The organism is Nocardioides ungokensis, assembly GCF_013466985.1.
In the GTDB taxonomy this organism is placed as follows: Bacteria; Actinomycetota; Actinomycetes; order Propionibacteriales; family Nocardioidaceae; genus Nocardioides; species Nocardioides ungokensis.
Genome location: NZ_CP059164.1, coordinates 3027371 through 3049009 on the forward strand (window position 1 = coordinate 3027371; position 21639 = coordinate 3049009).

A 21639-nucleotide genomic window follows, 5' to 3' on the forward strand; every position below is an offset into this window, starting at 1 on the left:
GGCGCCGGGCGTCCTAGCCGAAGAAGACCTGCGCCTCGGCGTACTCCTCCGGGCTGACCAGCTTGAGCTCGCCGGTGCCCTCGATCAGCGGGACCCGGATGATCCTGGTGCCGCGCAGCGCCATCATCTTCCCGAAGTCGCCCTCGGCGACGGCGTCGATGGCCTGCAGGCCGAAGCGGGTCGCCAGCCAGCGGTCGAACGCCGTGGGGGTGCCGCCGCGCTGGGTGTGGCCCAGCACGACCGCCCGCGCCTCCTTGCCGGTCCGGGACTCGATCTCCGAGGCCAGTCGCTCGCCGATGCCGCCGAGACGGACGTGCCCGAAGGCGTCCTTCTCGCCCGTCAGCAGGGTCATGTCGCCACCCTCGGCGGGCACCGCGCCCTCGGAGACCACGATGATGGGGGCGTAGCGGGTCTCGAAGCGCTCCTCGACGTAGGCGCACAGCGCGCCGATGTCGAAGGGCTGCTCGGGGATCAGCACCGCGCTCGCACCGCCCGCGATCCCGGAGTGCAGGGCGATCCAGCCTGCGTGGCGCCCCATCACCTCGACGACCAGCACCCGGTGGTGGGACTCCGCGGTCGTGTGGAGGCGGTCGATGGCCTCGGTCGCGATGTTGACGGCGGTGTCGAAGCCGAAGGTGAAGTCGGTGCCGGACAGGTCGTTGTCGATCGTCTTGGGGACCCCCACGACGTTGACGCCCAGGTCGGCCAGCTTGGTGGCGACGCCCAGGGTGTCCTCGCCACCGATCGCGACGAGCGCGTCGACGCCGTCCCGGGCGAGGTTGTCCTTGATCTTCTCGACGCCGTTGTCGATCTTGAACGGGTTGGTCCGCGAGGAGCCGAGGATGGTGCCGCCGCGGGGCAGGATGCCGCGGCACTGCTCGATCCCGAGCTCCATCGTCACGCCCTCGAGCGGGCCGCGCCAGCCGTCGCGGTAACCGACGAACTCGAAGCCGTGCTGGCGCACCCCCTTGCGGACCACCGCACGGATCACGGCATTCAGTCCGGGGCAGTCCCCGCCTCCGGTGAGCACTCCGACGCGCATGCCAACTCCCTGTTTGGATCGTTCACAACGGGCTGCTCGACTCTAGTGGTCCCACGGGGTCTCGGCCAGAGGCGCCCGATCTGCGGGCGACGATCAGGCGGCGACCGGCTCCTCGGCGCGGTTGGTCACCCGGCGGGCGGCCTGGGGCAGCGTCGTACCCAGCCGGGCGGCGAGCAGCCCGCCCACCGCGGCGACCGCGGTCAGCCCGAGCCAGATCGGCGCCGTGCCGCGGTCGAGCAGCCAGGCGAACGCCACGGGCGAGATGGTCCCGGCGAGGTTCCACGCCAGCTGGATCAGGGAGAGGTAGCGACCTCGCAGGTGCTCCGGCGCCGCCTCGGCCGAGAGCGCGCCGTGCACCGGGCCGCCGAGCACCTCCCCCGCCGTGTAGACGACCGCGCCCACGAGGACCACGACGGTGGCCAGCGCGATCGACAGGCGGCTGGCCCCGAGCATGATCAGGAACGACGCACCGAAGACCGTGTTGGTCAGCACGAGCACCCGCCACCGGACCGCACCCGTCATCGCCCGCACCACCAGGCCCTGCCCGAAGCCGACCATCACGGTGTTGATGGTGAACACGGCACCGGTGACCCAGCCGGGCAGGCCCAGCACGGTGGTGGCGTAGACGGGCATCGCGAAGTTCAGCGCCATCATCGAGGTCGAGAAGGCCAGCTGCGTCGCCCAGAGCAGGCGGTAGGGCCGGTCCCGCAGCACCACGCCCCAGGCCCCCTCGGGGCTTCGGTGCTCGCTGCGCGGCGTCGGCGGCACGGCGAGGAGCAGCACGAACGCCAGGACGTACGACGCCGCGTTGGCCACCACGACCGCGGAGTACGCCGTGGTGGTGCCGATCGTGATGGCCAGGCCGGAGAGCAGGCCACCGAGGGCGAACCCCACGTTGCGCAGCGCGCCCAGGAAGCCGAACCACTTCTCCCGCTCCCCCGGCACCGAGATCGCGGCCACGATGTTGCCGTAGGAGCCCCAGAACGCCGTCCGGCCGACGGTCACCACGACCGTCCACAGCGTCAGCGCGACGAAGGAGTCGGTAACGAGGTAGGCGACGTACCCCAGCGCCTGCAGGGCGTTGCCCGCCAGCAGCACGTGCTTGGCGCCGTACCTGTCGACGATGCCGCCGAGCAGCGGACCGGCCGGCAGGGCCACCGCCGAGGCCAGCGAGATCGCCGCCCCCACCTGCACGAGGCTCAGGTCGGTGGTGACCAGGAAGTAGAGCATGCAGACCGGCATGAAGACGCCGCTGCCGACGGCGTCCACCGCGATGGCGGTGACGAAGCGGCGGTGGTCGCCGACGGAGGGGAAGCCGAGTCGATGCAGCACGGGAGACATCCTCCGACCTCAACCCCACGTGAAGGCAACCCGATTACGCCGAGTCGGCGCAGATGTACCTCACCCCACCCGAGTCGGCGCTCCTCGACGGTCGACCAGCGCCGACTCGGGGTGCTGGCCTGGTCAACGAGCGCCGACTCGGCGCTAGGGTCGCGCCATGACGTTCTCGATCGTGGCCAGGTCTGCAGACGGAGAGTCGTGGGGCGTGGCGGTTGCCTCGAAGTTCCTCGCCGTGGGGTCGGCGGTGCCGGCGGCGGTGGCCGGTGTCGGCGCCATCGCCACCCAGGCCGACGCCAACGTGGCCTACAAGGGCCAGGCCCTCGCACACATGGACGACGGGGCCACTGCCTCGGTCGCGCTCCAGCGGCTGATCGAGGACGACGAGAGCCGCGACCACCGTCAGGTGGGCATCGTCGACGTCGACGGCGGCGCGGCCACGCACACCGGCCATGCCTGCCTGGACTGGGCCGGGGGCACCACCGGGGACGGCTACGCGATCCAGGGCAACATCCTGGTGGGCGAGGAGGTCGTCGAGGCGATGGAGGCGGCCTGGCAGGAGTCCGGCGACGACGAGCCGCTGGCCCGACGGTTGCTGCTCGCCCTGGCCGCGGGCGACGCCGCCGGTGGTGACAGCCGGGGCCGGCAGTCGGCCGCGCTGCTCGTCGTACGCGAGGACGCAGGGTACGGCGGCCTCGACGACATCGCGGTGGACCTGCGCGTCGACGACCACGTCGACCCGGTCGCCGAGCTGGCGCGACTGCTCGACCTCAACGACCTCTACCTGACCGCCTCGACCGAGGAGGAGAAGGTGCCGGTCACCCCGGAGCTCGAGCAGGAGCTGGAGGACTTCGCCCGGGCCGGGGGCCACCGCGACTTCCACGCCTGGGTCGGCACCGAGAACTACGAGATGCGGGTCGCGCCCGACCTGTCGTGGATCGACCAGCGCATCCTCGACATCGTCCGCGGCACCCCGGCGCCGTGAGCGTCCTCGCGATCGACGCCGGGACCACCGGCGTCACCGCGGTCGTGGTCGACGACGACGGCACGATCGCGGCCACCGGCTACCAGGAGTTCGGCCAGCACTTTCCGCAGCCCGGCTGGGTGGAGCACGCCCCCGAGGAGATCTGGCAGGCCACCCTCGAGGCGACCCGCGACGTCCTGAAGAAGTGCGACCGGAGCAGCCTGCAGGCGGTCGGGATCACCAACCAGCGCGAGACGATCCTGTTGTGGGACCGCGAGACCATGGGCTCCCCCCGGCGCGCGATCGTCTGGCAGGACCGGCGCACCGCCGACATCTGCAAACGCCTCCGCGACGAGGGCCACGAGGACCGGGTCACCGAGCTGACCGGCCTGCGCCTCGACCCGTACTTCTCCGGCACCAAGCTGGCCTGGCTGGCCGAGCACGAGCCGCACACGTGGGCACTCGTCGAGTCGGGGCGGTACGCCGTCGGCACCGTCGACTCCTACCTGATCGCCCGGATGACGCGCGGCACCTACCACGTCACCGACGTCTCCAACGCGTGCCGGACCCTCCTCCTCGACCTCTCCGAGGGCGACTGGTCCGACGAGCTCTGCTCGCTGTTCGGGGTGCCCCGGGACGCGCTCCCGGAGCTGGTGCCCAACTGGGGCGAGGTCGCGACCACCGACCCCCGCTCGTTCCTGGACCTGTCGCTGCCGATCGCGGGGATCGCCGGCGACCAGCAGTCGGCGCTGTTCGGCCAGACGTGCTTCGACGAGGGCGACTCCAAGTGCACCTACGGGACCGGGTCGTTCATCCTCACCAACACCGGCACGACCCTCGAGCGCTCCGACGCGGGGCTGCTGTCCACCGCGGCCTGGCGCTCCCCCGACGGGGAGCTGACCTACGCCCTCGAGGGCGCGATCTTCGTGACCGGCGCCGCGGTCCAGTGGCTGCGCGACGGTCTGCAGATCGTCGGCTCTGCTGCCGAGACCGCGGCGATCGCGGCGACCGTGCCCGACAGCCAGGGCGTGGTCTTCGTCCCGGCGCTCACCGGTCTCGGCGCGCCGCACTGGGACCCCCACGCCCGCGGGCTGCTGATCGGGATGACCCGCGGCACGACCCGGGCCACGTCGTCCGCGCGACGCTCGAGGCGATCGCGTTCGAGGTGCGCGACGTGCTCGAGACGATGCCGGCTCGCACCTCGCTGCGGGTCGACGGCGGAGCCGCCGCCAACGACCTGCTCTGCCAGGTCCAGGCCGACCAGATCGGCGTACCCGTTGAGCGCCCGGCGATCATCGAGACCACCGCACTGGGCGCCGCCTTCCTCGCCGGCCTCGGCACCGGGGTCTGGTCCTCCACCGACGAGCTCCGCGACACCTGGCGCCTGGACACACCTCTTCGAGCCCACCAGTGACCGCACCCGGGCCGACGCCGCCCACACCCCGCTGGCTGAAGGCCGTCGACCGCTCGAAGGGCTGGCCGACTGAGCGGATAGTCCGTGACGCTTCTGTCGTGGAAACAGCGTCATCACAACAGAAACGTCACGGACTACCCCTGGGAGTCCAACCTGGCCACCGCCGCCGCGGCCTCGTCGCGGAGCCGTTGCGCGTCGGCCACCTCCGACTCGGCGTCGGCGCGCGCGTCCTCGGCCTGCTCGAGCTCCTCGTCGACCTCGTCGCCCGTTCCTCGAGCTCGGCCAGGCGGCGGCGCAGCTCGTCGATCTCGCCCTGGACCTGCAGCCCGCGGGCCTCGAGCTCCTCGACTGCGGAGGCGGCCTCGGCCAGCACCTCACGCGCCGAGGTCAGCTCCTCCTCCGCCTCCTCGACGCGGGCCTCGGCCTCGGCCCGCGCCTTCCGCTCCGCCTCGGGGTCGGGTACGACGTGCAGCTCGGGCCGCGGGGTGGGCTCGGCCTCGCGCGGGGTGGCGGTGAGCCCGAGGGCCTCCGGGAACGCCGTCGCCGAACCGAGGTGTCGACATCGCCCACGCCGGTGGCGCTCAGCGGCGCGACCAGCAGGCCGCTGCGGACCGCCTGGGCACAGTCCTCGTCGAGGATCGCGGCGGTGAGCGTGGCCTCGACCTGGTCGGACACCGCAGACGTGACCTTGAGGCCGAGGTCGGCGGCCACCGCCCGGGCGCGGGCCGTCACGGCCGCGGTCAGCTGGCGCCGCTGCCGGGTCAGGGCCCGCAGCTCGTCGCCGGCCAGGTTGGCCTGGGCCTCGCGCAGCGCGGCGCCGACGGCGAGCACCTGTCCGACCTGCTCGGCCTCCCGACGGACGAGCAGGTTGACCACCCAGGCGGCCGTGGAGGGCTTCCGCAGCGCCTTGACCCGCTGCGCGAGCTCGGCGTCCCCGGCCTTGAGCTCCTTGGCGCGGGCGTCCCGGGCGGGGGTGAACTCCGCCAGCGCCATCCCGTAGAGCGCATCCGCCTCCTCGAAGAGCCGGTCGGTCACGGACTCACTCGTCATCGTCGAGGCCCTGCTCGATGGCGTAGCGCGTGAGCTCCACCCGGTTGTGCATCTGGAGCTTGCGCAGCGTGTTCTGCACGTGGTTCTGCACGGTGCGGTGGGAGAGCACGAGCCGCTCGGCGATCTGCTTGTAGGACATCCCCTTGGCGACCATCCGGAGGACCTCGGTCTCGCGCTCGGTCAGCTCGGGACGGTGGATCCCGTCACCGTCGGAGCGGTCCTCGGGCCCGCCGCCGGAGATCCTGCGGAACTCCCCGAGCACCAGGCCCGCCAGCCCGGGGGTGAAGACGGTGTCCCCCGCCGCCACCCGGCGTACGGCCGAGAGGAGCTCCTCGCGGGAGGCGGACTTCACCAGGTAGCCGGTGGCGCCTGCCTTGACCGCGGCGAGCACGTCGCCCTGCTCGCCCGAGGCCGAGAGGATCAGCACCCGCGCGGACGGGTCCTGCCGGATCACCTCGGCGGTCACCTCCACCCCGCCGGGGGCGGGGATCTGCAGGTCCAGGACCACCACCTGCGGGCGGGTGGCCGTGAAGCGCGCGAGCGCCTCGCGCCCGCTGGCCGCCACCGCCACGACCGTGAAGCCGGACGCCGCCAGGTCCCGCTCGACCGCGTCGCGCCACATCGGGTGGTCGTCGACCACCATCACCCGGACCGGCTCGTCCACCGGGCCCCCTTCCCCTGCGACACCGTGCGGGGCCCGGCGTCGCGTCAGTCCTGTCCGCCGCGACTGTAGCGACCCCGGCGGTGCACGAGGGGGACTTCGTCCTCCCCCGCCTCGACGTGCTCGACGGTGCAGGTGACCAGCGTCGACCACCCGACGTCGCCGGTCGTCTCGAGCGCGACGCCCGCCCACGTCGGGGCGGTGACCAGCCGCGGCCCCCAGCGGGTCGACTCGAAGTCGGCCATCCGGAAGGCCCCGCCGGGGGCCGGGGCCGTCCCTGCGAAGGCGTCGGCGAGGTCGCGGTGCGCCCAGCCGAGCAGCTGCACCACCGCACGGCGAGTCCGGACCAGCTCGTCGGCCAGGTCGGAGTCGGGGTCCACCAGCGCGAGCACCCGCGCCGGCTCCCCGTTGGCCACCATCAGCGACGTCACGGTCAGGCCCGCGCGGCCCTCCGCGTCGCCGGCGGTCCACAGGCTCACCGCGCCGCCCAGCCGGCCGCGCCAGCGCCGGACCGGGTCCGGCTCGGGGTCCAGGAACGGGTGCTCGCTGTGGATCGTCACGCAGCCGAGGGTACGGCGCACCCCGGCCCGGTCAGGGGGCTGTGACCGTCCGCGGCACCCGGAGCTCCCACTCGGTGCCGAACGAGCCGGTGGTGAGCGTGGCCGTGCCGCCGAGGTCCGCGATCCGGCCCCGGATCGACTCGACGACCCCCAGCCGGCCCTCGCGCTCCGCCTCGGCCAGGCGCCCCTCGGGGATGCCGGGCCCCTCGTCGCGGACGCTGAGGTCGAGGTGTCCGGGCAGCGCCTCGAGCAGCACCCAGGCGGGCGCCTGCGGCCCGACGTGACGGGCGACGTTGTCCAGGCAGGCCTCGACCACCGCGACCAGCTCGGCGGCCACCGCAGCCGGCAGCGGGACCGGCTCGGCGGGGACCGCGACGCTGACCGGGCGGGTCACCTCGAGGCGGGTCAGGGCCGCGACCAGGTCGGTGGCGGCGGTCCCGTCGGCCGCGGGACCGGTGACGGCGTCCTGGCGGCGAATGAGGGTGCGCAGCGCCGCCTCCTGCTCGCCGGCCAGGCGGCCCAGCTCGGCCGGCTCCCCGCCCAGCTCGGCTCCGCGCCGCTGGACCAGCGCCAGCACCTGCAGCACCCCGTCGTGGACGGCGCGGGCCAGGCGCGCGCGCTCGACGGCGGCCGCGGCCGAGCGCTCGGCGACGTCGCGCTCGTCGGCCATCTGCTGCAGCGACGCGCACATGAAGCCCACGACCGGTCCCCCCACCAGCAGCAGGAAGACGTTGCCGTAGTTGGCCTGGGTCAGGTGGGTGCGCACCGCGAGGTCCGCGGCGGAGAGGCAGGCAGCGGCGACCAGCCCGCCCACCCACCGCCAGTGCAGCGCCCACGCGAGCAGGGCGCCCATCACCCAGAAGCCGGGGATGGTCGTCTCGATCCCGTCCCCCTTGATCGCCGGCGAGACCAGCACGAGCGCCACGGCGATGCCGAGGTCGGCCACCAGCAACCAGGCCGTACGTCGCGCGGGCGCGGCGTACGCCCAGATCGCGAAGCCGGTCCAGAGCACCATCACCACCACGCAGGCCACCCCGGCTGCGGGGTGCGCGTAGCTGCTCGCCCGGTAGAGGTCGAGCACCACCGTGTTCAGCAGCACGATGACCCGGAGCACCGCCAGGGCCCGGAAGAGCCTGCTCTCGACGGCGACAGCCGCCGGTCCCGTCCCGACGGGGGTGGCGGTCAGGACGCCTTCTTCTGCTCGTCGGCGGACGCCTCGGCCGCTTCCTTCTCGAGCCGCTTGGACTCCTCCTTGGCGCGGCTGGCGTACATGTCGACGTACTCCTGCCCAGAGAGCCGCATGATCTCGTACATGATCTCGTCGGTGATCGAGCGCAGGATGTAGCGGTCGTTCTCCATGCCCTCGTAGCGCGAGAAGTCGAGCGGCTTGCCGAAGCGGACGACGGGCGCGTGAACGAGCCGAACTTCTTGCCGGGCGGGGCGACCACGTCGGTGCCGACGACGGCGACGGGGATCACCGGGACCCCGGTCTCGAGGGTGAGCCGGGCGACGCCGGTCTTGCCGCGGTAGAGACGGCCGTCGTGGGAGCGGGTGCCCTCGGGGTAGATCCCGAAGAGGCCGCCCTCGCCCAGCACCCGCTTGGCCGACAGCAGCGCCCCGCTGCGGCGTCGGCGCCGGAGCGGTCGATCGGCACCTGGCCGGAGCCGGAGAAGAAGGTCTTCTGCAGCCAGCCCTTGACGCCGCGACCGGTGAAGTACTCCGCCTTGGCCACGAAGGTCACGCGGCGCGGCAGCGTGAGCGGCATGAACAGCCAGTCCGCGTAGGAGAGGTGGTTGCTGGCCAGGATCGCAGGTCCCTCGGCGGGGACGTGCTCGGCACCGGTGACCCGGGGCCGGAAGACCAGCCTGAGCCACGGCCCGAGGGCAACCCACTTCAGGAACCAGTAGAACACCGTTGACCCTCCAAGACCCTCTGCCCCAAAAACCTCTGCACGGCTGCCCGACCGGACCGTTGCACGAAGCCTAGTCCCTGGACCGGCGACACCGGCCCGTCCTTGCCCCACGGACCGGCCGACTACGGCACAATGCGCGCATGACGGTGAACCCCCTCGCCACGCCGCTGTCGCTCCCGGCCCGCCCGGAGCTCACCGGCGGTCGCCCGCTCGGGGTGCTGCTCCTGCACGGCTTCAGCGGTTCGCCGGCCTCGATGAAGCCGTGGGCACACGCCCTCGCCGAGCGGGGGTACGCCGTCGAGGTGCCGCTGCTGCCCGGTCACGGCACCGCTGGCAGGACCTGAACAAGGTCGCCTGGACCGACTGGTACGCCGAGGCCGACGGCGCGCTCGACCGGCTCCGTGCGAGCACCGAGGCGTCGTGGTCGGTGCGCTCTCCATGGGCGGGTCGGTGGCGCTGCGGCTCGCCGAGGAGCGTGGCTCCGACGTCGCCGGCCTGGTCCTGGTCAACCCGTTCGTCTCCAGCACCCGCACCGAGCTGAAGGCGCTGCCGGTGCTCAAGCGCGTCGTACCGTCGCTCAAGGGCGTGGTCAACGACATCAAGAAGCCCGGCCAGGACGAGGTGGGCTACCCACGCCTCCCGCTGCGCGGCCTGGCCGCTGTGCTGGAGATGTGGCAGTCCGTCGTCCCCGACCTGCCGAAGGTGACCCAGCCGCTGCTCTACTTCCGGTCCTCGGTCGACCACGTGATCGACCCCTCGTCGAGCCCGACGGTCCTGGGCGCGGTCAGCTCCCGCGACGTGGAGGAGCGGATCCTCGCCGACAGCTTCCACGTGGCCACGCTCGACAACGACGCTCCCCGGATCTTCGAGGAGAGCGCCGAGTTCGTGGCCCGGGTCACCGCTTCCTGACCCCGGATCCGGGGAGGTCCGGTGGTCCCGGGACCGCCGACCACCTACCCTCGACCCGTGCAGCCCGACAGCGAGGACGACGCCTGGCGCTCGATCGTCGAGAACTACGGCGACCGCGCCGAGCTCGGTCCTGACGACCACTGGTCCGCGCGGGAGGAGCCGGACAGGAGCCCGGACCGGAGCCCGGACCGGAGCCCCGACGACGACACGGACGAGGCCTGGGAGAGCGACGAGGAGCGGTACGTCCCGCCCCCGCCCCCGCCGCTGCCGCACCTCACGCCCGACCGGTTCGCCGCGTGGACCGGCGTGTTCGGCTCGCCGACGTTCCTGCTCGTCGCGCTGCTCGTGGGCTTCCACATCCCCGCCTGGCTGGGCTACCTGCTGGTGGCCGGCTTCGTCGGCGGATTCGTCTACCTGGTCATCCAGATGCCCCGCGAGCCACGCGACCCCGGCGACGACGGCGCCCGCATCTAGGGCGTGTCCTGGGCGGTCTCGTCGAGGGTCGGCCTCGAAGTCGGCGGCGTGTGGATAGGCTCGCCCCCGTGAGTGAGAGCGAGACCGTCGAGATCAGCGGCCACCTGATGGACCACGGCATCCTGTCCCGGGTGCTGGACGACATCCGTGAGTACAGCGGCGACTACACCATCGACCGGTTCGACGTCGGCCGGGAGACCGATGACACCTCGCACGCCGTCATCACGGTGACCGCCGACGACGACGAGGCGCTCCAGCGGCTGCTGATGCGCCTGCAGACGCGCGGCGTCAACATGGTGGACCCGGGCGAGGCCGACGTGGCCGCCGCCCTGACCGACGGGGTGTTCCCGGACGGCTTCTACTCCACGACCAACCTCGAGACCCGGGTCCGCGTCGACGGCCGCTGGCTCAACGTCGGCAACCCCGAGATGGACTGCGGCCTGGTGCTCGAGCGCGACGCGCACGGGGCGCCGAGCCGGGTCTTCACGTTGCCGATGTCCGACGTGCGCGCCGGCATGCTCGTGGTGTGCGGCGCCGCCGGCGTGCAGGTCAGCGTGCCGAAGCCCGACAGGACCGCCGGCAGCTTCGGCTTCATGGAGTCCGACGTCTCCTCCGAGAAGCCCCAGGCCGTGCTGGTCCGCCAGGTCGCCGACGGCATGCGGGAGGCGAAGGCCGCCGGCAAGAAGGTGCTGTGGGTCGGCGGGCCCGGCGTCGTGCACACCGGTGCCGCGCCGGCGATGGTCGCGATGGTGAACGCCGGCTTCGTCGACGTCCTCTTCGCCGGCAACGCGCTGGCGACCCACGACATCGAGTCGGCCCTCTACGGCACCAGCCTCGGCGTCGACCTCGCCATGGGCAGCGGCGTGGAGCACGGCCACGAGCACCACATCCGGGCCCTCAACACCATCCGCAAGGAGGGCTCGATCCACGCAGCCGTCGAGAGCGGCGTCCTGACCGGCGGCATCATGCACTCGCTGGTCACCCACGACAAGGAGTTCGTGCTCGTCGGCTCGGTCCGCGACGACGGCCCGCTGCCCGACGTCTACACCGACGTGATCGAGGGCCAGCGGGCGATGCGCGCCCACCTCACCGACGTCGGCTTCTGCCTGATGGTCGCGACCATGCTGCACTCGGTGGCGACCGGCAACATCCTGCCGGCCTCCATCCCGCTGGTGTGCGTGGACATCAACCCCGCGACCGTGACCAAGCTGGCCGACCGCGGCTCGTCGCAGGCCCGCGGCATCGTCACCGACGTGGGACTGTTCCTCGAACAGCTCGCCGTCGAGCTCGTCCCCGACTACCGGCGCTCCTGACCCGGCGCCCCTCGCCGCGTACGACGGTGCGGGCCAGGTCGGCGGCCCCCACGGCCCCGGCCTCGGGCCCGAGCGTGGCGCGGAGCACCGGCGGGATCACCCGGTGCTCGGCGCCGACCAGCGAGCGGCCGAGCGCGGTGCGGGCCGGGTCCAGCAGCAGGTCCCCGGCGGCCGAGACGCCGCCGCCGACCACCACCACGTCGGGGTCGAACGCCGCCACCAGGTTGGCCACCCCCACCCCCAGCCAGTCGCCGACCGAGCCGAACGCCTCCAGCGCCAGCGCGTCGCCGGCCTCGGCGGCGGCGGTGACCATCGGGCCGGTCAGCTGGTCGGGGTCGCCCTGGCACAGCTCCCGCAGCATCGCCGACGCGTCGAGCCGGGCCCGGGCGTAGCGGGCCAGGGCGTTTCCGCTGGAGTACTGCTCCCAGCAGCCCCGGCCACCGCACTCGCAGGGCAGCCCGTCCGGCACGACCTGCATGTGCCCGAACTCCCCGGCCATGCCGTTGGTACCGCGGTGGACCCGGCCGTCGATGACGACCGCGCCGCCGATGCCGGTCCCGAGGGTGACGACGATGCTGTCGCTCGCGCCCCGGGCCGCGCCGTACGCACACTCGGCCCGGGCGGTGCAGTTGGCGTCGTTGTCGAGCACCACCGTGGTGGCCCAGCGCTCCATGAGCCGGGCGCGCAGCTCCTCGCCGCGGAACGGCAGGTGCGGGGCGAACATCACCCGCTCCCCCGCGGCGTCCACGAACCCGGCCGCGGCGATGCCCACGCCGTCGACCCGGCGCCCGCGGGCGACGTCGCGCACCGCCTCGGTCAGCGCGTCCTCCACCAGGGCGGCGTCCACGGTCCGGCCGGGCGTCGACCGTCGCGCGGTGCGCACCAGCCGGCCCGAGGTCGAGACGGCGGCGGCGAGGACCTTGGTGCCCCCGACGTCGACCCCGATGAAGAGCGGCACCGCTAGCTCCGCGACAGGTCGGCGGCGCCGATGAGGCCCGCCCGGTTGCCCAGCCGCGCCTTGCGGATCTCGGGGATCGGCCGGAATCCCCGCCCGACCAGCTGGCCGGCGAAGGCCTCCCGGGCCGGGTCGAGCAGGAGCTCGTCGGCCTCGCTGACGCCGCCCCCGACCACGACGACGCCGGGGTCGAGGATCTCGGTGAGCGAGGCGATCCCCTCGCCGAGCCACCGGCCGAGCTCGGCCAGCTGCTGCCGCGCGCCCGGGTCACCCTGCTGGGCCGCCTCGGTGATCAGCGGGCCGGTGATCTTGTTCAGGTCGCCGTCGGCACGCCGCAGCATGCCCTGCGCGATCATCGCGCCGCTGAGTGCCAGTGCGCGAGCCTCGCGGACCAGCGCCGAGCCGCTGGCGTACTGCTCGAAGCAGCCGTGCTTGCCGCAGCCGCAGAAGATGCCGTTGGGCACCACCCGCATGTGCCCGATCTCGGCGCCGACGCCGTTGGCGCCGCGATAGACCTCACCGTCGAGGACCAGCCCGCCACCGACCCCCGTCCCGACGGTGACCAGGAGCAGGTCCTCGGCGTCGCTGCCGGCGCCGTAGACGAACTCGCCCCAGGCGGCCGCGTTGGCGTCGTTCTCGATGACCACCGGCAGCTCGATCCGCTTCTCGAGCTCACCCTTGAGGTCCTCGTTGCGCCAGGCGACGTTGGGCGCGAAGAGCACGACGGCACGGGCCTTGTCGACGTAGCCCGCCGCGCCGACGCCGACCGTCTCGATCTCGTGCCGCGACCTGAGCTCGCCGACGAGACCGGCGATCGCCTCCTCGATGGCCTCCGCGTCGGTCGCCGGGGACTCCACCCGGAGCTCCTCGACGATCGTGCCGCGCTCGTCGACCACGCCCCCGGCGATCTTGGTGCCACCCACGTCGATCCCACACGCCAGCGTCATTCGTCGTCCTCCTCGGGCCAGGCCCCGTCCGTCTCGTCATCAAGGTCGATCCGCTCCACCCCGCCACGGGCCGGCGCGTCGCCGGGCGCGGCTGATGCCAGGATCCCGGCGGCGGCCTGCAGCAGCGAGGACGCTGCCACGGCCAGGTGGGCCCGAACCTCCGGGCTGGTCTGGCGTACGGCGTGCACCGTGCGGCAGATCGGGCAGTAGGTGCACTCGGGTGCGCCGGTGGCCAGGTGCTCGTCGACGTCGCGCACCGACGCCGCCGCCTGGTCCGCGAGCCCGCTCAGGCCCTGGCCGAGGTCGGAGCCGTGGTCGCGCGCCCAGTCCGAGAGCGCGCCGAAGAGCTTCAGCGCCTCCTCGGAGACGCTGCCCACGGGGTCCCGTCCGCCGGGATCGTCCGGCTCGCTCACGTCACTGCTCCTGCCCAGTTGCCTCGAACCTCACCTGAAGCTCGCCGTCGTCCACCCGTGCCCCGGCGATGCGGTGACGCGAGAGGCCGGCGGGCAGGGTGAGGAGACGACGATACGACCCCACGGTCACGACGAGGTCGTCGCCGTGGCGGGCGAGATCGACCTCGGCCCGGGTCACGTTCGGAAGGGCCAGCCCGAGGACCGCCCCGCGGGTGTTCCGGGTCACCCGGAACGGACCCTCCCCGCCGGGTGCGGCGAGCGGGTCGGCCCCGTCGTACAGCTCGCGGGCGAGCTCGGTGAGGGTCGCGACCCCGACGGGCTCCCCGGCGCGGTAGAGCGACTTCCACACCGGGAGGCCGGCGAACGACTGGGCCACCTCGGTGAGCACCCGGTCCTGCGCGGTCACCCAGCCGGCGCGCCAGTCGTCGCTCCCACCGTCGGGGAAGACGCGGTTGGCGATGACCCCGTCGACGCGGTAGCCGTAGAGGGAGAGCGTCGTGTAGGAGCGCCGGGCCTCGGCGAGCACGACGTTCTCCGGCGTCAGCACCAGGCGCACGCTGGCCCCGGGACCCGACAGCAGGGCCTGCACCTCGTCCAGCTCGGCGTGCAGCCGCTCCACCGCGTCGAAGACGCTGTCGCCCGGCATGGGTACGCCGGCGGCCCGGGTGAGCACGGGCTTGAGCGCCTTCACGACCCGCCGCTCGACGGGCAGCACCCGGTGCATGTACCAGCCGAGGGCCTCCGGCAGGGCCAGCAGGCGCAGCGTCTCGGCGGTCGGCGCGCAGTCGACGACGATCACGTCCCAGTCCCCGGAGAGCGCGTGCAGGCGCAGCTCGAGGAGCGCGAGCACCTCCTCGGCGCCGGGGATGACGGTCAGCTCCTCGGCCGCCAGCGGGTCCACGCCCGCCACGTCGAGCACCGAGAGCAGGTAGCGCTGGATCTCCGACCACGACTGCTCGAACCGCAGCTGGGCGTCGACCTGCTGGACGAACAGCCCCTCGGCCACGCGGGTGGGCTCGGGGCCCACGTGTGCACCGAAGGCATCGGCCAGCGAGTGCGCCGGGTCGGTCGAGAGGACCAGGGTCCGGTGGCCGGAGGCCGCGGCCAGGGCGGCCGTCCCGGCGGCCACGGTCGACTTGCCGACCCCGCCCTTGCCGGTGAACAGGAGGATGCGCACGATGAGCCGGTCGCCGCCCGCCTCAGGCAAGCGTCTCGACGCGCTTCTTCAGGCCCTTGAGCGCGGTGTCGATCAGGATCTTCTCGCCCTTGCGCTTGAGCATCCCGATGAGCGGGATGGACACGTCGAGCGCCAGGCGGTAGGTCACCTCGGTCAGGCCGCTGGCGCGCTGCTGGAGCACGTAGGCGCCGTCGAGCGCCCGCAGCATCTTGCCCTCGACCAGGGTCCACGTGACCGTGCGGTCCCCGTCCCACTCGTAGGCGAGGGTGTACTCGTCCTTGATCGGGGAGACGTCGAGCTCGAAGAACACCTGCTCGGCCCGGCCGCGGGCCTCGCCCGAGTCGTAGGAGGAGACCACGTCGGCGGTGCGCACGCCCTTGGCCCACTGCGGGTAGGCCCCGAAGTCCGCGATGACGGCCATGACGTCGGCGGGGGCGGCCTCGATCTCGATCGAGGACGTCGTCTGCTCGGCCATGGGGCTCCCCTGTCCTTCGGTGCCGCCCGGGGCCCGTGCCCCTGCTGCTTGGTCGCGTCGGGGGCCGAGCGTACCGGATACGAGCAGACCGGGTCGCAACGGTAACCTCCGTCGTTGACCCTCGTTCCCCGGTGTGCAGCAGCCGCGCCGTCGACCGTGACGGCCCGCCCGAGGAACAGCCACAGGAGGCACCAGTGCGTGAGTTCTCCACGCCCCTGACGATCGAGGTCCCGGCGACGGGGAACCTCACCGACGACGTGGTGAGCAACGCTCACGAGGCTCCCGACTCCGTGGTCTTCAGCCGGCACACCGCCACCGGCTGGGAGGACGTCACCTCGGCGACCTTCCTCGCCGAGGTGAGCGCGGTCGCCAAGGGCCTCGTCGCGGCCGGCATCGAGGTGGGCGACCGCGTCGCCCTGATCTCCAAGACCCGCTACGAGTGGACCCTGCTCGACTACGCCATCTGGTTCGCGGGCGCGGTCACCGTCCCGGTCTACGAGACCTCGTCGGCCGAGCAGATCGCCTGGATCCTCCAGGACTCCGGGGCCCGCGGCGTGGTCGCCGAGAGCGCCGACCACGTCGCCCGCGTCGCGGAGGCACGGGCCGACCTCGAGCACCTCAACCACGTCTGGTCGCTCGCCGACAACGCCGTCGACGTGCTCGGCCGCCTCGGCGAGGACATCGCCGACGAGGTGCTGGAGGAGCGGCGCAGCACCGCGACCCCGCTCGACCTCGCGACGCTGATCTACACCTCGGGCACCACGGGCCGCCCGAAGGGCTGCATGCTCACCCACGGCAACTTCATGTTCGAGCTCGGCGTCGCCGTCGACGAGCTCGAGCGGCTCTTCACCACCGAGGGCGCCTCGACGCTGCTCTTCCTGCCGCTGGCGCACGTCTTCGCCCGGATCATCCAGGTCGGCGCGGTGAAGTCGCGGACCCGCCTGGGCCACAGCTCCGACATCAAGCACCTCCTGGCCGACCTCCAGGAGTTCCAGCCGACGTTCATCCTCGCGGTGCCGCGGGTCTTCGAGAAGGTGTTCAACACCGCCTCCCAGAAGGCCACCGCCGACGGTCGGGGCAAGATCTTCGACCGCGCAGCGGAGACCGCGATCGCCTGGTCGCGCGGGCTCGACAAGGGTCGACCCTCGCTCGCAGTCCGCGCCCGGCACGCCGTCTTCTCGCGCCTGGTCTACGGCAAGCTCCGCGACGCGCTCGGCGGCCGGTGCCTGTACGCCGTCTCCGGGGGCGCGCCGCTCGGGGAACGGCTGGGCCACTTCTACCGTGGCATCGGCCTGACCGTCCTGGAGGGCTACGGCCTGACCGAGACGACGGCCGCCCTGACCGCGAACCTCCCCGACGCCACCAAGATCGGCACCGTGGGCAGGCCGCTGCCGGGCACCACGGTGCGGGTGGCCGACGACGGGGAGCTGCTGTTCCGGGGCGGGCAGGTCTTCGCCGGCTACTGGGCCAACGAGGAGGCGACCGCCGAGGCTCTCGAGCGGGAGGGGTGGTTCCACACCGGCGACGTCGGTGAGGTCGACGACGAGGGCTTCGTCCGGATCACCGGGCGCAAGAAGGAGATCCTCGTCACCGCGGGCGGCAAGAACGTGGCGCCCGCCGTGCTCGAGGACCGACTGCGCGCCCACGCCCTGGTCGACCAGTGCATCGTCGTCGGGGACGGCCAGCCGTTCATCGGGGCCCTGGTGACCATCGACCCGGAGTCGCTCCCGGCCTGGGCGGAGGCCCACGGCAAGAGCGGCCACGTCGAGGACCTGGTCGACGACGCCGACCTGCGCGCGGAGATCGAGGCCGCGGTCGAGGAGGCCAACAAGGCCGTGTCGAAGGCCGAGTCGATCCGCAAGTTCACGATCCTGCCCGACTCCTGGACCGAGGAGGGCGGCCAGCTCACGCCCAGCCTCAAGCTCAAGCGCAACGTGGTGATGCGCGAGTTCCGCGACGAGGTCGCCGCGCTCTACGGCTCCTGACGCCCCGGGTCACGACCCGCCGAGCTGGCGCGCGATCGCGATCCGGGTCAGCGTCGTCGGGTGGCTGCCGAACCAGAACTGTGACCAGGCGGGTGGGGTCGGGTCGGCGAGGGAGGTCAGCGAGAGCTGGCGCTGCATCGCGATGAAGGCCTGCGGGTCGTGGGTGGCCTCGAGGGCGTCCACGTCGGCCCGGGTCTCGATCTGCCGGCTGACGGCGTTCTCCAGCGGGCTCGCCAGCACGGTCCCGATCGCGAGCAGGGCGAGCAGGAGCGGCACGAGGGCGGGGTCCCCCATCGCCCGGCGCCGGCCGAGCGGCCCGACCAGCAGGCCGAGGAGCCCCACGCCGGCCAGTGCGCCGGCGGCGCCGAGCAGGGAGCCGATCACCACGTCGTCGTGCCGGGCGTGGCCGAGCTCGTGGGCCACGACGGACAGCACCTGGTCGTCCGGCAGGTCCTTGAGCAGGTTGTCGTAGACGACGACCCGCCTGGTGCTGCCGAAGCCGGACACGTAGGCGTTCAGCGTGGTCGTACGCCGCGAGGCGTCGGCCACCAGCACGTCGTCGACGTGCACGTGCTCGCGGTCCGCCAGCCGCAGGATCTGGGAGCGCAGGGGGCCGTCCGGGAGCGGTGTGAAGGAGTTGAACAGCGGCTCCACCACCAGCGGGTAGACGAACGACCCGGCCAGCACGAGCACGGCCAGCAGCCCGCCCGCCACGGCCGGCCACGCCCGGCGCCAGCGCCGGGCACACGCGAGCAGGACGACCAGCCCGACCGACGTCGTCACGATCGTCACCAGCTCGGTCCGCACCAGGTCGGACGCGAACCCGCCCCAGGACTGGTGGGTGAGCCCGCGGTCGAGCAGGAGCCGGTGCATCAGCACGGCGAACGGCAGGGTGACCACGCGACCGACCAGCACCAGCGCGGCCACGGTCAGCACGACCTGCACCCACCACCGGCCCGGCAGCCGTTCCACGAGTCGTGCCCCCAGCCGCGTGAAGCCGAGCCAGCCCGCGACCAGCAGCGAGACGGCCAGGGAGCTCCAGCTCCAGACCCGGGCCCAGGTCGAGAAGTCCTCGGCGGCACTGATCTGGCGGGCGGTGAAGACCGAGCCCGGTGACGCCGGGGGCGGCGTACCACCGGGGACGGGGTGCCAGGGCACCAGCCAGGCGGCGAGGCCCACGAAGGCGACCACCCCGACGACCAGGACGACGAGGGACGTCCTCCGGTCGCCGTGGGTCACGACGCCAAGTCTGACAGGCCCTGTCGCCAGCGTTGCGTCAGCTCACCGACGCCCAGGCCGAACGACGACTTCAGCGCCACCCCCAGCGGCGTCCCGTGGTCGACACGTTCGTAGAGGTGGACCAGCGCCGCCTCCCCGCCGGTGCGGGCGAGGAGCCGGCAGGCCAGCCACGCGCTCTCGTAGGTGGCCCCCAGGTGGGTCGTGGTGGTGCCGAACTCTGCGGCCCCCGGCAGGTGGGCCGGCGGACCGTCCCGGCGGACCCGCTTGATGATCTGGCCCGCGGTCGTGGTGATGGGCAGGTCGACGTCACGCAGGGCCACGTAGTCGGCGAACCCCTCGAGCAGCCACAGCGGCATGCTGCTCGTGGCGGCACCCGTCGCGACGTGGACGGCCTCGTGGCTCATCACCACCTGGGCGCCCTGCGGCCGCAGGGAGTCGAAGACGTCGGGGTTGACGAAGACGTGCACCGGGGCGCCGGCGGCACCCGATCCGTCGACGGTCGAGGTGACCGCCGCGATGTTGGCGTACTCCCCCGGGTCGGCGTCCAGGGTGGAGTCCAGGGCCTGTCCCGAGGACGGCACCTCCACGACGAGCCCGGAGTGCCACTGCGGGAGGACCCGGCGTACGACGGGGACCGCGGTGGTGGCGCGTCGCGCGTAGGCGTCGGCCTCGTGGACCGAGCCGGCCACCATCACCAGCGTCGAGGGGGTGCGCCGCACCTGCAGGGCCGTCGTCATCCACAGCGGCGAGCGGCGGCCACCGCCGCCGACTCCCTCCAGGGCGACGTGGTCGCCCTGCGTCACGAACCGGACGGTCATCTCGACGTGGGCGGGTTGGCGGTCGAAGCCCGCGAACCGCCAGGTCGCGTCCACCGCCGCCGACCAGGACCCGTCGTCGGCCACGCCCCCCTCCTCGTCGACGTAGCGCAGCGTGAAGTCGCGCACGCGCAGCGCGCGGGCGTTGGCGGCCACGGCGCCGAGCAGGGAGCGGGCGTGGTCGTCGCCGGACGGGGCGAGCGCCCGGGCTGCGGCGGGGTCACCGTCGTCGACGGCGTGCTCGAGGTGCTGCAGGGCCGTGGCGGCCTCGGACGGCTGGACACCGGGCGCGGACCGGTGCGTGGGGGTGGCCACGTAGGGCTCGCGGCCGAGCACCAGCCACGTGACCAGCGCGGCGACCAGGATCAGGGACAGCGAAAGGCCGGCCGCCCACCACAGTGAGCGACCGGCCTTCGCGCGGGCGGGGTCAGCCAGGGCGGACCGCGCCGACGTACGGCATCTCGTGCAGGCTCGTCACCTTCACACCGGCGCTGGGGTTCTCGGCGTTCACGATCATGCCGTTGCCGATGTACATGCCGACGTGGCTGATCGGGCTGTAGTAGAACACCAGGTCACCCGGCTGCAGGTCGGACTCCGCGATGTGCGGGCCGGAGCTGTACTGGGCGCTCGAGGAGTGCGGCAGCGCCACACCGGCCTGGGCCCAGGCCATCATCGTCAGGCCGGAGCAGTCGAACGCGTTCGGGCCGGCCGCGCCGTAGACGTAGGCCTTGCCGACCTGCGCCATGGCGTACTGGACCGCGGCGGCCGCATTGCCGGAGGCCGGCACGCTGGGCGTACGGGTGGTGCTGCGGGAGGTGATCGCATCGCGCTGCTGGGCCTCGAGCTTGCCCAGCAGGGACTTGGCCTCGGCGAACTTCTTGTCGATCGTCGCCTTCTCCGCGGCCAGCTTCTTCTGGGTCGCGGCGACCTCGGCGGCACGCTTCTCCGTCGCCTGGCGGCGGATGTCCAGCGCCTTGAGCTCGGAGGAGTAGTCGTCGAACAGCTGGCCCTGCATGTCGTCGAAGGCCGACATGGTCGAGAGCTGCGAGAGGAAGGCCTTGGGGTCCTTGGACACGACGACCTGACCCACCGCGGAGAGGCTCTGCCCCTCGTACTGGCGGACGATCGAGTCCTTGACCTCCGACTGGACCGCGCCGAGGCGATCGTCCTGCCGGCGCTGGTCGGCCTTCAGCGACGCCATGTCGTGGCGCAGCTCCTTGAGCTCGAGCTTCGCGTTGTTGTAGCGCTCCGAGGCCACCTCGGCCTGGTGGTAGAGCGAGTCGACGCGGCTCTTGACATCATCGATGTTCGGCGCGGCCTGGGCGGGGGTGGAGGTCGAGGGACGACCCCGACGACGGCCGCGAGGGCCAGTCCCGACAGGACGACGCCGAATGGGCGCGAAATGGCGCGCTTCCGACCGTTCAGCACGAGCGGGCGGTCTCCCTTGCGTGTCGTACGCCTACCGGGTGAGCTGACGGGTTCGGGCACGACAGGCCCTACTCCAGCTCCTCGGTGGCACGAGTGCCACCGCCTTGCAGGAGATTCACCCCAGATGGGTTGGTTCCCCGGCTCCCAGACCACCGAGGCGGCCTGGAACTCGACGCGGTGCCCGCGTGGATCCGGTCTGATCCACGTTCACGGACACCTGAGCGCCACACACTAGTGGGGGGATCGGCGAGTCAACAAACTTCCGTCCCCAAGTTTCGTCGTGTTTTTGCCCACGTGCATGGTCATTTCGGGGGAAACGCCACACGCGTCACTCTGGTCACGCAGACTCGATCTCGATGCCGTCCACGGCCTGCACGAGCCGGAGCGGAGGGACCAGGCCGCCCTCGGCCAGGACGTCGAGCGCGCGGCGCTCGTCGTCGTCGAAGGTCAGCTCGGGCGGCGGCCCCAGCAGCACGGTCACCACGCAGTCGTGGCACGCCAGCCCACGCACCACGCAGGTGTCGCAGTCGATTCGCGTCGTCATGTCCCGGACGCTGCCAGCGGCCAC

At 72.8% G+C, this 21639-nt stretch carries 22 protein-coding genes, 3 pseudogenes and 1 riboswitch; of the genes and pseudogenes, 7 read left to right on the forward strand and 18 right to left on the reverse strand.

The window, feature by feature from the left end:
• Positions 1–13: 13 nt before the first annotated feature.
• Together H0S67_RS14925 and H0S67_RS14930 are read right to left on the reverse strand one after the other, a co-directional pair.
• Positions 14–1042, reverse strand: a complete 1029-nt coding sequence (locus H0S67_RS14925; protein WP_180933694.1) for a 6-phosphofructokinase — start codon at positions 1040–1042, stop codon at positions 14–16.
• 93 nt (positions 1043–1135) lie between these two features.
• Positions 1136–2374 (reverse strand): MFS transporter, encoded by a 1239-nt coding sequence (locus tag H0S67_RS14930; protein WP_219635287.1) that lies wholly within the window; start codon positions 2372–2374, stop codon positions 1136–1138.
• Between the two features lie 166 nt (positions 2375–2540).
• Here H0S67_RS14930 and H0S67_RS14935 point away from each other — a divergent pair, with 166 nt between their 5' ends.
• Positions 2541–3365 (forward strand): DUF1028 domain-containing protein, encoded by an 825-nt coding sequence (locus H0S67_RS14935; RefSeq protein WP_180933696.1) that lies wholly within the window; start codon positions 2541–2543, stop codon positions 3363–3365.
• A 44-nt stretch (positions 3366–3409) separates the two neighbouring features.
• Positions 3410–4758: pseudogene (locus H0S67_RS14940) on the forward strand (FGGY family carbohydrate kinase).
• Positions 4759–5145: 387 nt separating this feature from the next.
• Here the strand turns inward: H0S67_RS14940 and H0S67_RS14945 are convergent.
• The 7 genes and pseudogenes from H0S67_RS14945 to H0S67_RS27470 all read right to left on the reverse strand — a co-directional run.
• Positions 5146–5808: a hypothetical protein gene (locus tag H0S67_RS14945; RefSeq protein ID WP_246354760.1), complete on the reverse strand. Its 663-nt coding sequence runs from the start codon at positions 5806–5808 to the stop codon at positions 5146–5148.
• The gene (locus tag H0S67_RS14950) at positions 5798–6451 is read right to left on the reverse strand and encodes a response regulator (RefSeq protein ID WP_180936945.1); all 654 of its coding nucleotides are present in this window, start codon (positions 6449–6451) and stop codon (positions 5798–5800) included. The genes H0S67_RS14945 and H0S67_RS14950 overlap by 11 nt, the downstream gene beginning before the upstream one ends.
• Positions 6452–6516: 65 nt before the next feature.
• Positions 6517–7029 carry a flavin reductase family protein gene (locus tag H0S67_RS14955; RefSeq protein ID WP_180933697.1) on the reverse strand — a complete coding sequence of 171 codons (513 nt, stop codon included), beginning with the start codon at positions 7027–7029 and terminating at the stop codon, positions 6517–6519.
• Between the two features lie 31 nt (positions 7030–7060).
• Positions 7061–8143 (reverse strand): MacS family sensor histidine kinase, encoded by a 1083-nt coding sequence (gene macS, locus H0S67_RS14960; protein WP_246354761.1) that lies wholly within the window; start codon positions 8141–8143, stop codon positions 7061–7063.
• Between the two features lie 68 nt (positions 8144–8211).
• A complete protein-coding gene (locus H0S67_RS27460; RefSeq protein WP_343050110.1) occupies positions 8212–8388 on the reverse strand; it encodes a hypothetical protein in 177 nt (58 codons plus the stop codon).
• 161 nt (positions 8389–8549) lie between these two features.
• Positions 8550–8624: pseudogene (locus H0S67_RS27465) on the reverse strand (1-acyl-sn-glycerol-3-phosphate acyltransferase); the annotation flags it as partial.
• An 86-nt stretch (positions 8625–8710) separates the two neighbouring features.
• Positions 8711–9052, reverse strand: a pseudogene (locus H0S67_RS27470) (lysophospholipid acyltransferase family protein); the annotation flags it as partial.
• A gap of 29 nt (positions 9053–9081) precedes the next feature.
• Between H0S67_RS27470 and H0S67_RS25500 the strand changes: the two are divergent.
• The 4 genes from H0S67_RS25500 to H0S67_RS14980 all read left to right on the forward strand — a co-directional run bounded on the left by H0S67_RS25500 (position 9082) and on the right by H0S67_RS14980 (position 11637).
• Positions 9082–9285: an alpha/beta hydrolase gene (locus H0S67_RS25500; protein ID WP_246354762.1), complete on the forward strand. Its 204-nt coding sequence runs from the start codon at positions 9082–9084 to the stop codon at positions 9283–9285.
• A gap of 76 nt (positions 9286–9361) precedes the next feature.
• Positions 9362–9850 (forward strand): alpha/beta hydrolase, encoded by a 489-nt coding sequence (locus H0S67_RS25505; protein WP_246354763.1) that lies wholly within the window; start codon positions 9362–9364, stop codon positions 9848–9850.
• A gap of 57 nt (positions 9851–9907) precedes the next feature.
• A complete protein-coding gene (locus H0S67_RS14975; protein ID WP_180933698.1) occupies positions 9908–10324 on the forward strand; it encodes a hypothetical protein in 417 nt (138 codons plus the stop codon).
• 68 nt (positions 10325–10392) lie between these two features.
• Positions 10393–11637, forward strand: a complete 1245-nt coding sequence (locus H0S67_RS14980; protein WP_180933699.1) for an ornithine cyclodeaminase, nickel-pincer nucleotide-dependent — start codon at positions 10393–10395, stop codon at positions 11635–11637.
• Here the strand turns inward: H0S67_RS14980 and H0S67_RS14985 are convergent.
• From H0S67_RS14985 to H0S67_RS15005, 5 genes are read right to left on the reverse strand one after another with little or no spacing between them, the layout of a single operon-like run.
• On the reverse strand, positions 11570–12595 hold the full coding sequence (locus H0S67_RS14985; RefSeq protein WP_180933700.1) for an ROK family protein: 1026 nt from the start codon (positions 12593–12595) through the stop codon (positions 11570–11572). The genes H0S67_RS14980 and H0S67_RS14985 overlap by 68 nt on opposite strands.
• A gap of 2 nt (positions 12596–12597) precedes the next feature.
• A complete protein-coding gene (locus H0S67_RS14990; RefSeq protein ID WP_180933701.1) occupies positions 12598–13539 on the reverse strand; it encodes an ROK family glucokinase in 942 nt (313 codons plus the stop codon).
• Positions 13536–13952 (reverse strand): hypothetical protein, encoded by a 417-nt coding sequence (locus H0S67_RS14995; RefSeq protein ID WP_180933702.1) that lies wholly within the window; start codon positions 13950–13952, stop codon positions 13536–13538. Before H0S67_RS14995 ends, H0S67_RS14990 begins: the two co-directional genes overlap by 4 nt.
• Position 13953: 1 nt before the next feature.
• On the reverse strand, positions 13954–15129 hold the full coding sequence (locus tag H0S67_RS15000; RefSeq protein ID WP_180933703.1) for an ArsA family ATPase: 1176 nt from the start codon (positions 15127–15129) through the stop codon (positions 13954–13956).
• Positions 15130–15151: 22 nt separating this feature from the next.
• On the reverse strand, positions 15152–15604 hold the full coding sequence (locus H0S67_RS15005) for an SRPBCC family protein (RefSeq protein WP_180933704.1): 453 nt from the start codon (positions 15602–15604) through the stop codon (positions 15152–15154).
• Positions 15605–15798: 194 nt separating this feature from the next.
• On the opposite strand from H0S67_RS15005, the gene H0S67_RS15010 reads away from it, so the two are divergent.
• Positions 15799–17589 (forward strand): AMP-dependent synthetase/ligase, encoded by a 1791-nt coding sequence (locus tag H0S67_RS15010; protein ID WP_180933705.1) that lies wholly within the window; start codon positions 15799–15801, stop codon positions 17587–17589.
• Positions 17590–17598: 9 nt separating this feature from the next.
• Here the strand turns inward: H0S67_RS15010 and H0S67_RS15015 are convergent, their stop codons facing one another.
• The 4 genes from H0S67_RS15015 to H0S67_RS15030 form a co-directional block, all read right to left on the reverse strand.
• Positions 17599–18828, reverse strand: a complete 1230-nt coding sequence (locus H0S67_RS15015; RefSeq protein WP_246354764.1) for a M48 family metallopeptidase — start codon at positions 18826–18828, stop codon at positions 17599–17601.
• Entirely contained in the window at positions 18825–19958 is a 1134-nt protein-coding gene (locus H0S67_RS15020) for a hypothetical protein (protein WP_180933706.1), read from the reverse strand. The genes H0S67_RS15015 and H0S67_RS15020 overlap by 4 nt, the downstream gene beginning before the upstream one ends.
• 112 nt (positions 19959–20070) lie before the next feature.
• Entirely contained in the window at positions 20071–20901 is an 831-nt protein-coding gene (locus H0S67_RS15025; RefSeq protein ID WP_246354765.1) for a C40 family peptidase, read from the reverse strand.
• Between the two features lie 183 nt (positions 20902–21084).
• A riboswitch (cyclic di-AMP (ydaO/yuaA leader) is annotated at positions 21085–21244 on the reverse strand.
• A gap of 164 nt (positions 21245–21408) precedes the next feature.
• On the reverse strand, positions 21409–21615 hold the full coding sequence (locus H0S67_RS15030) for a hypothetical protein (RefSeq protein ID WP_180933707.1): 207 nt from the start codon (positions 21613–21615) through the stop codon (positions 21409–21411).
• Between the last annotated feature and the right edge of the window lie 24 nt (positions 21616–21639).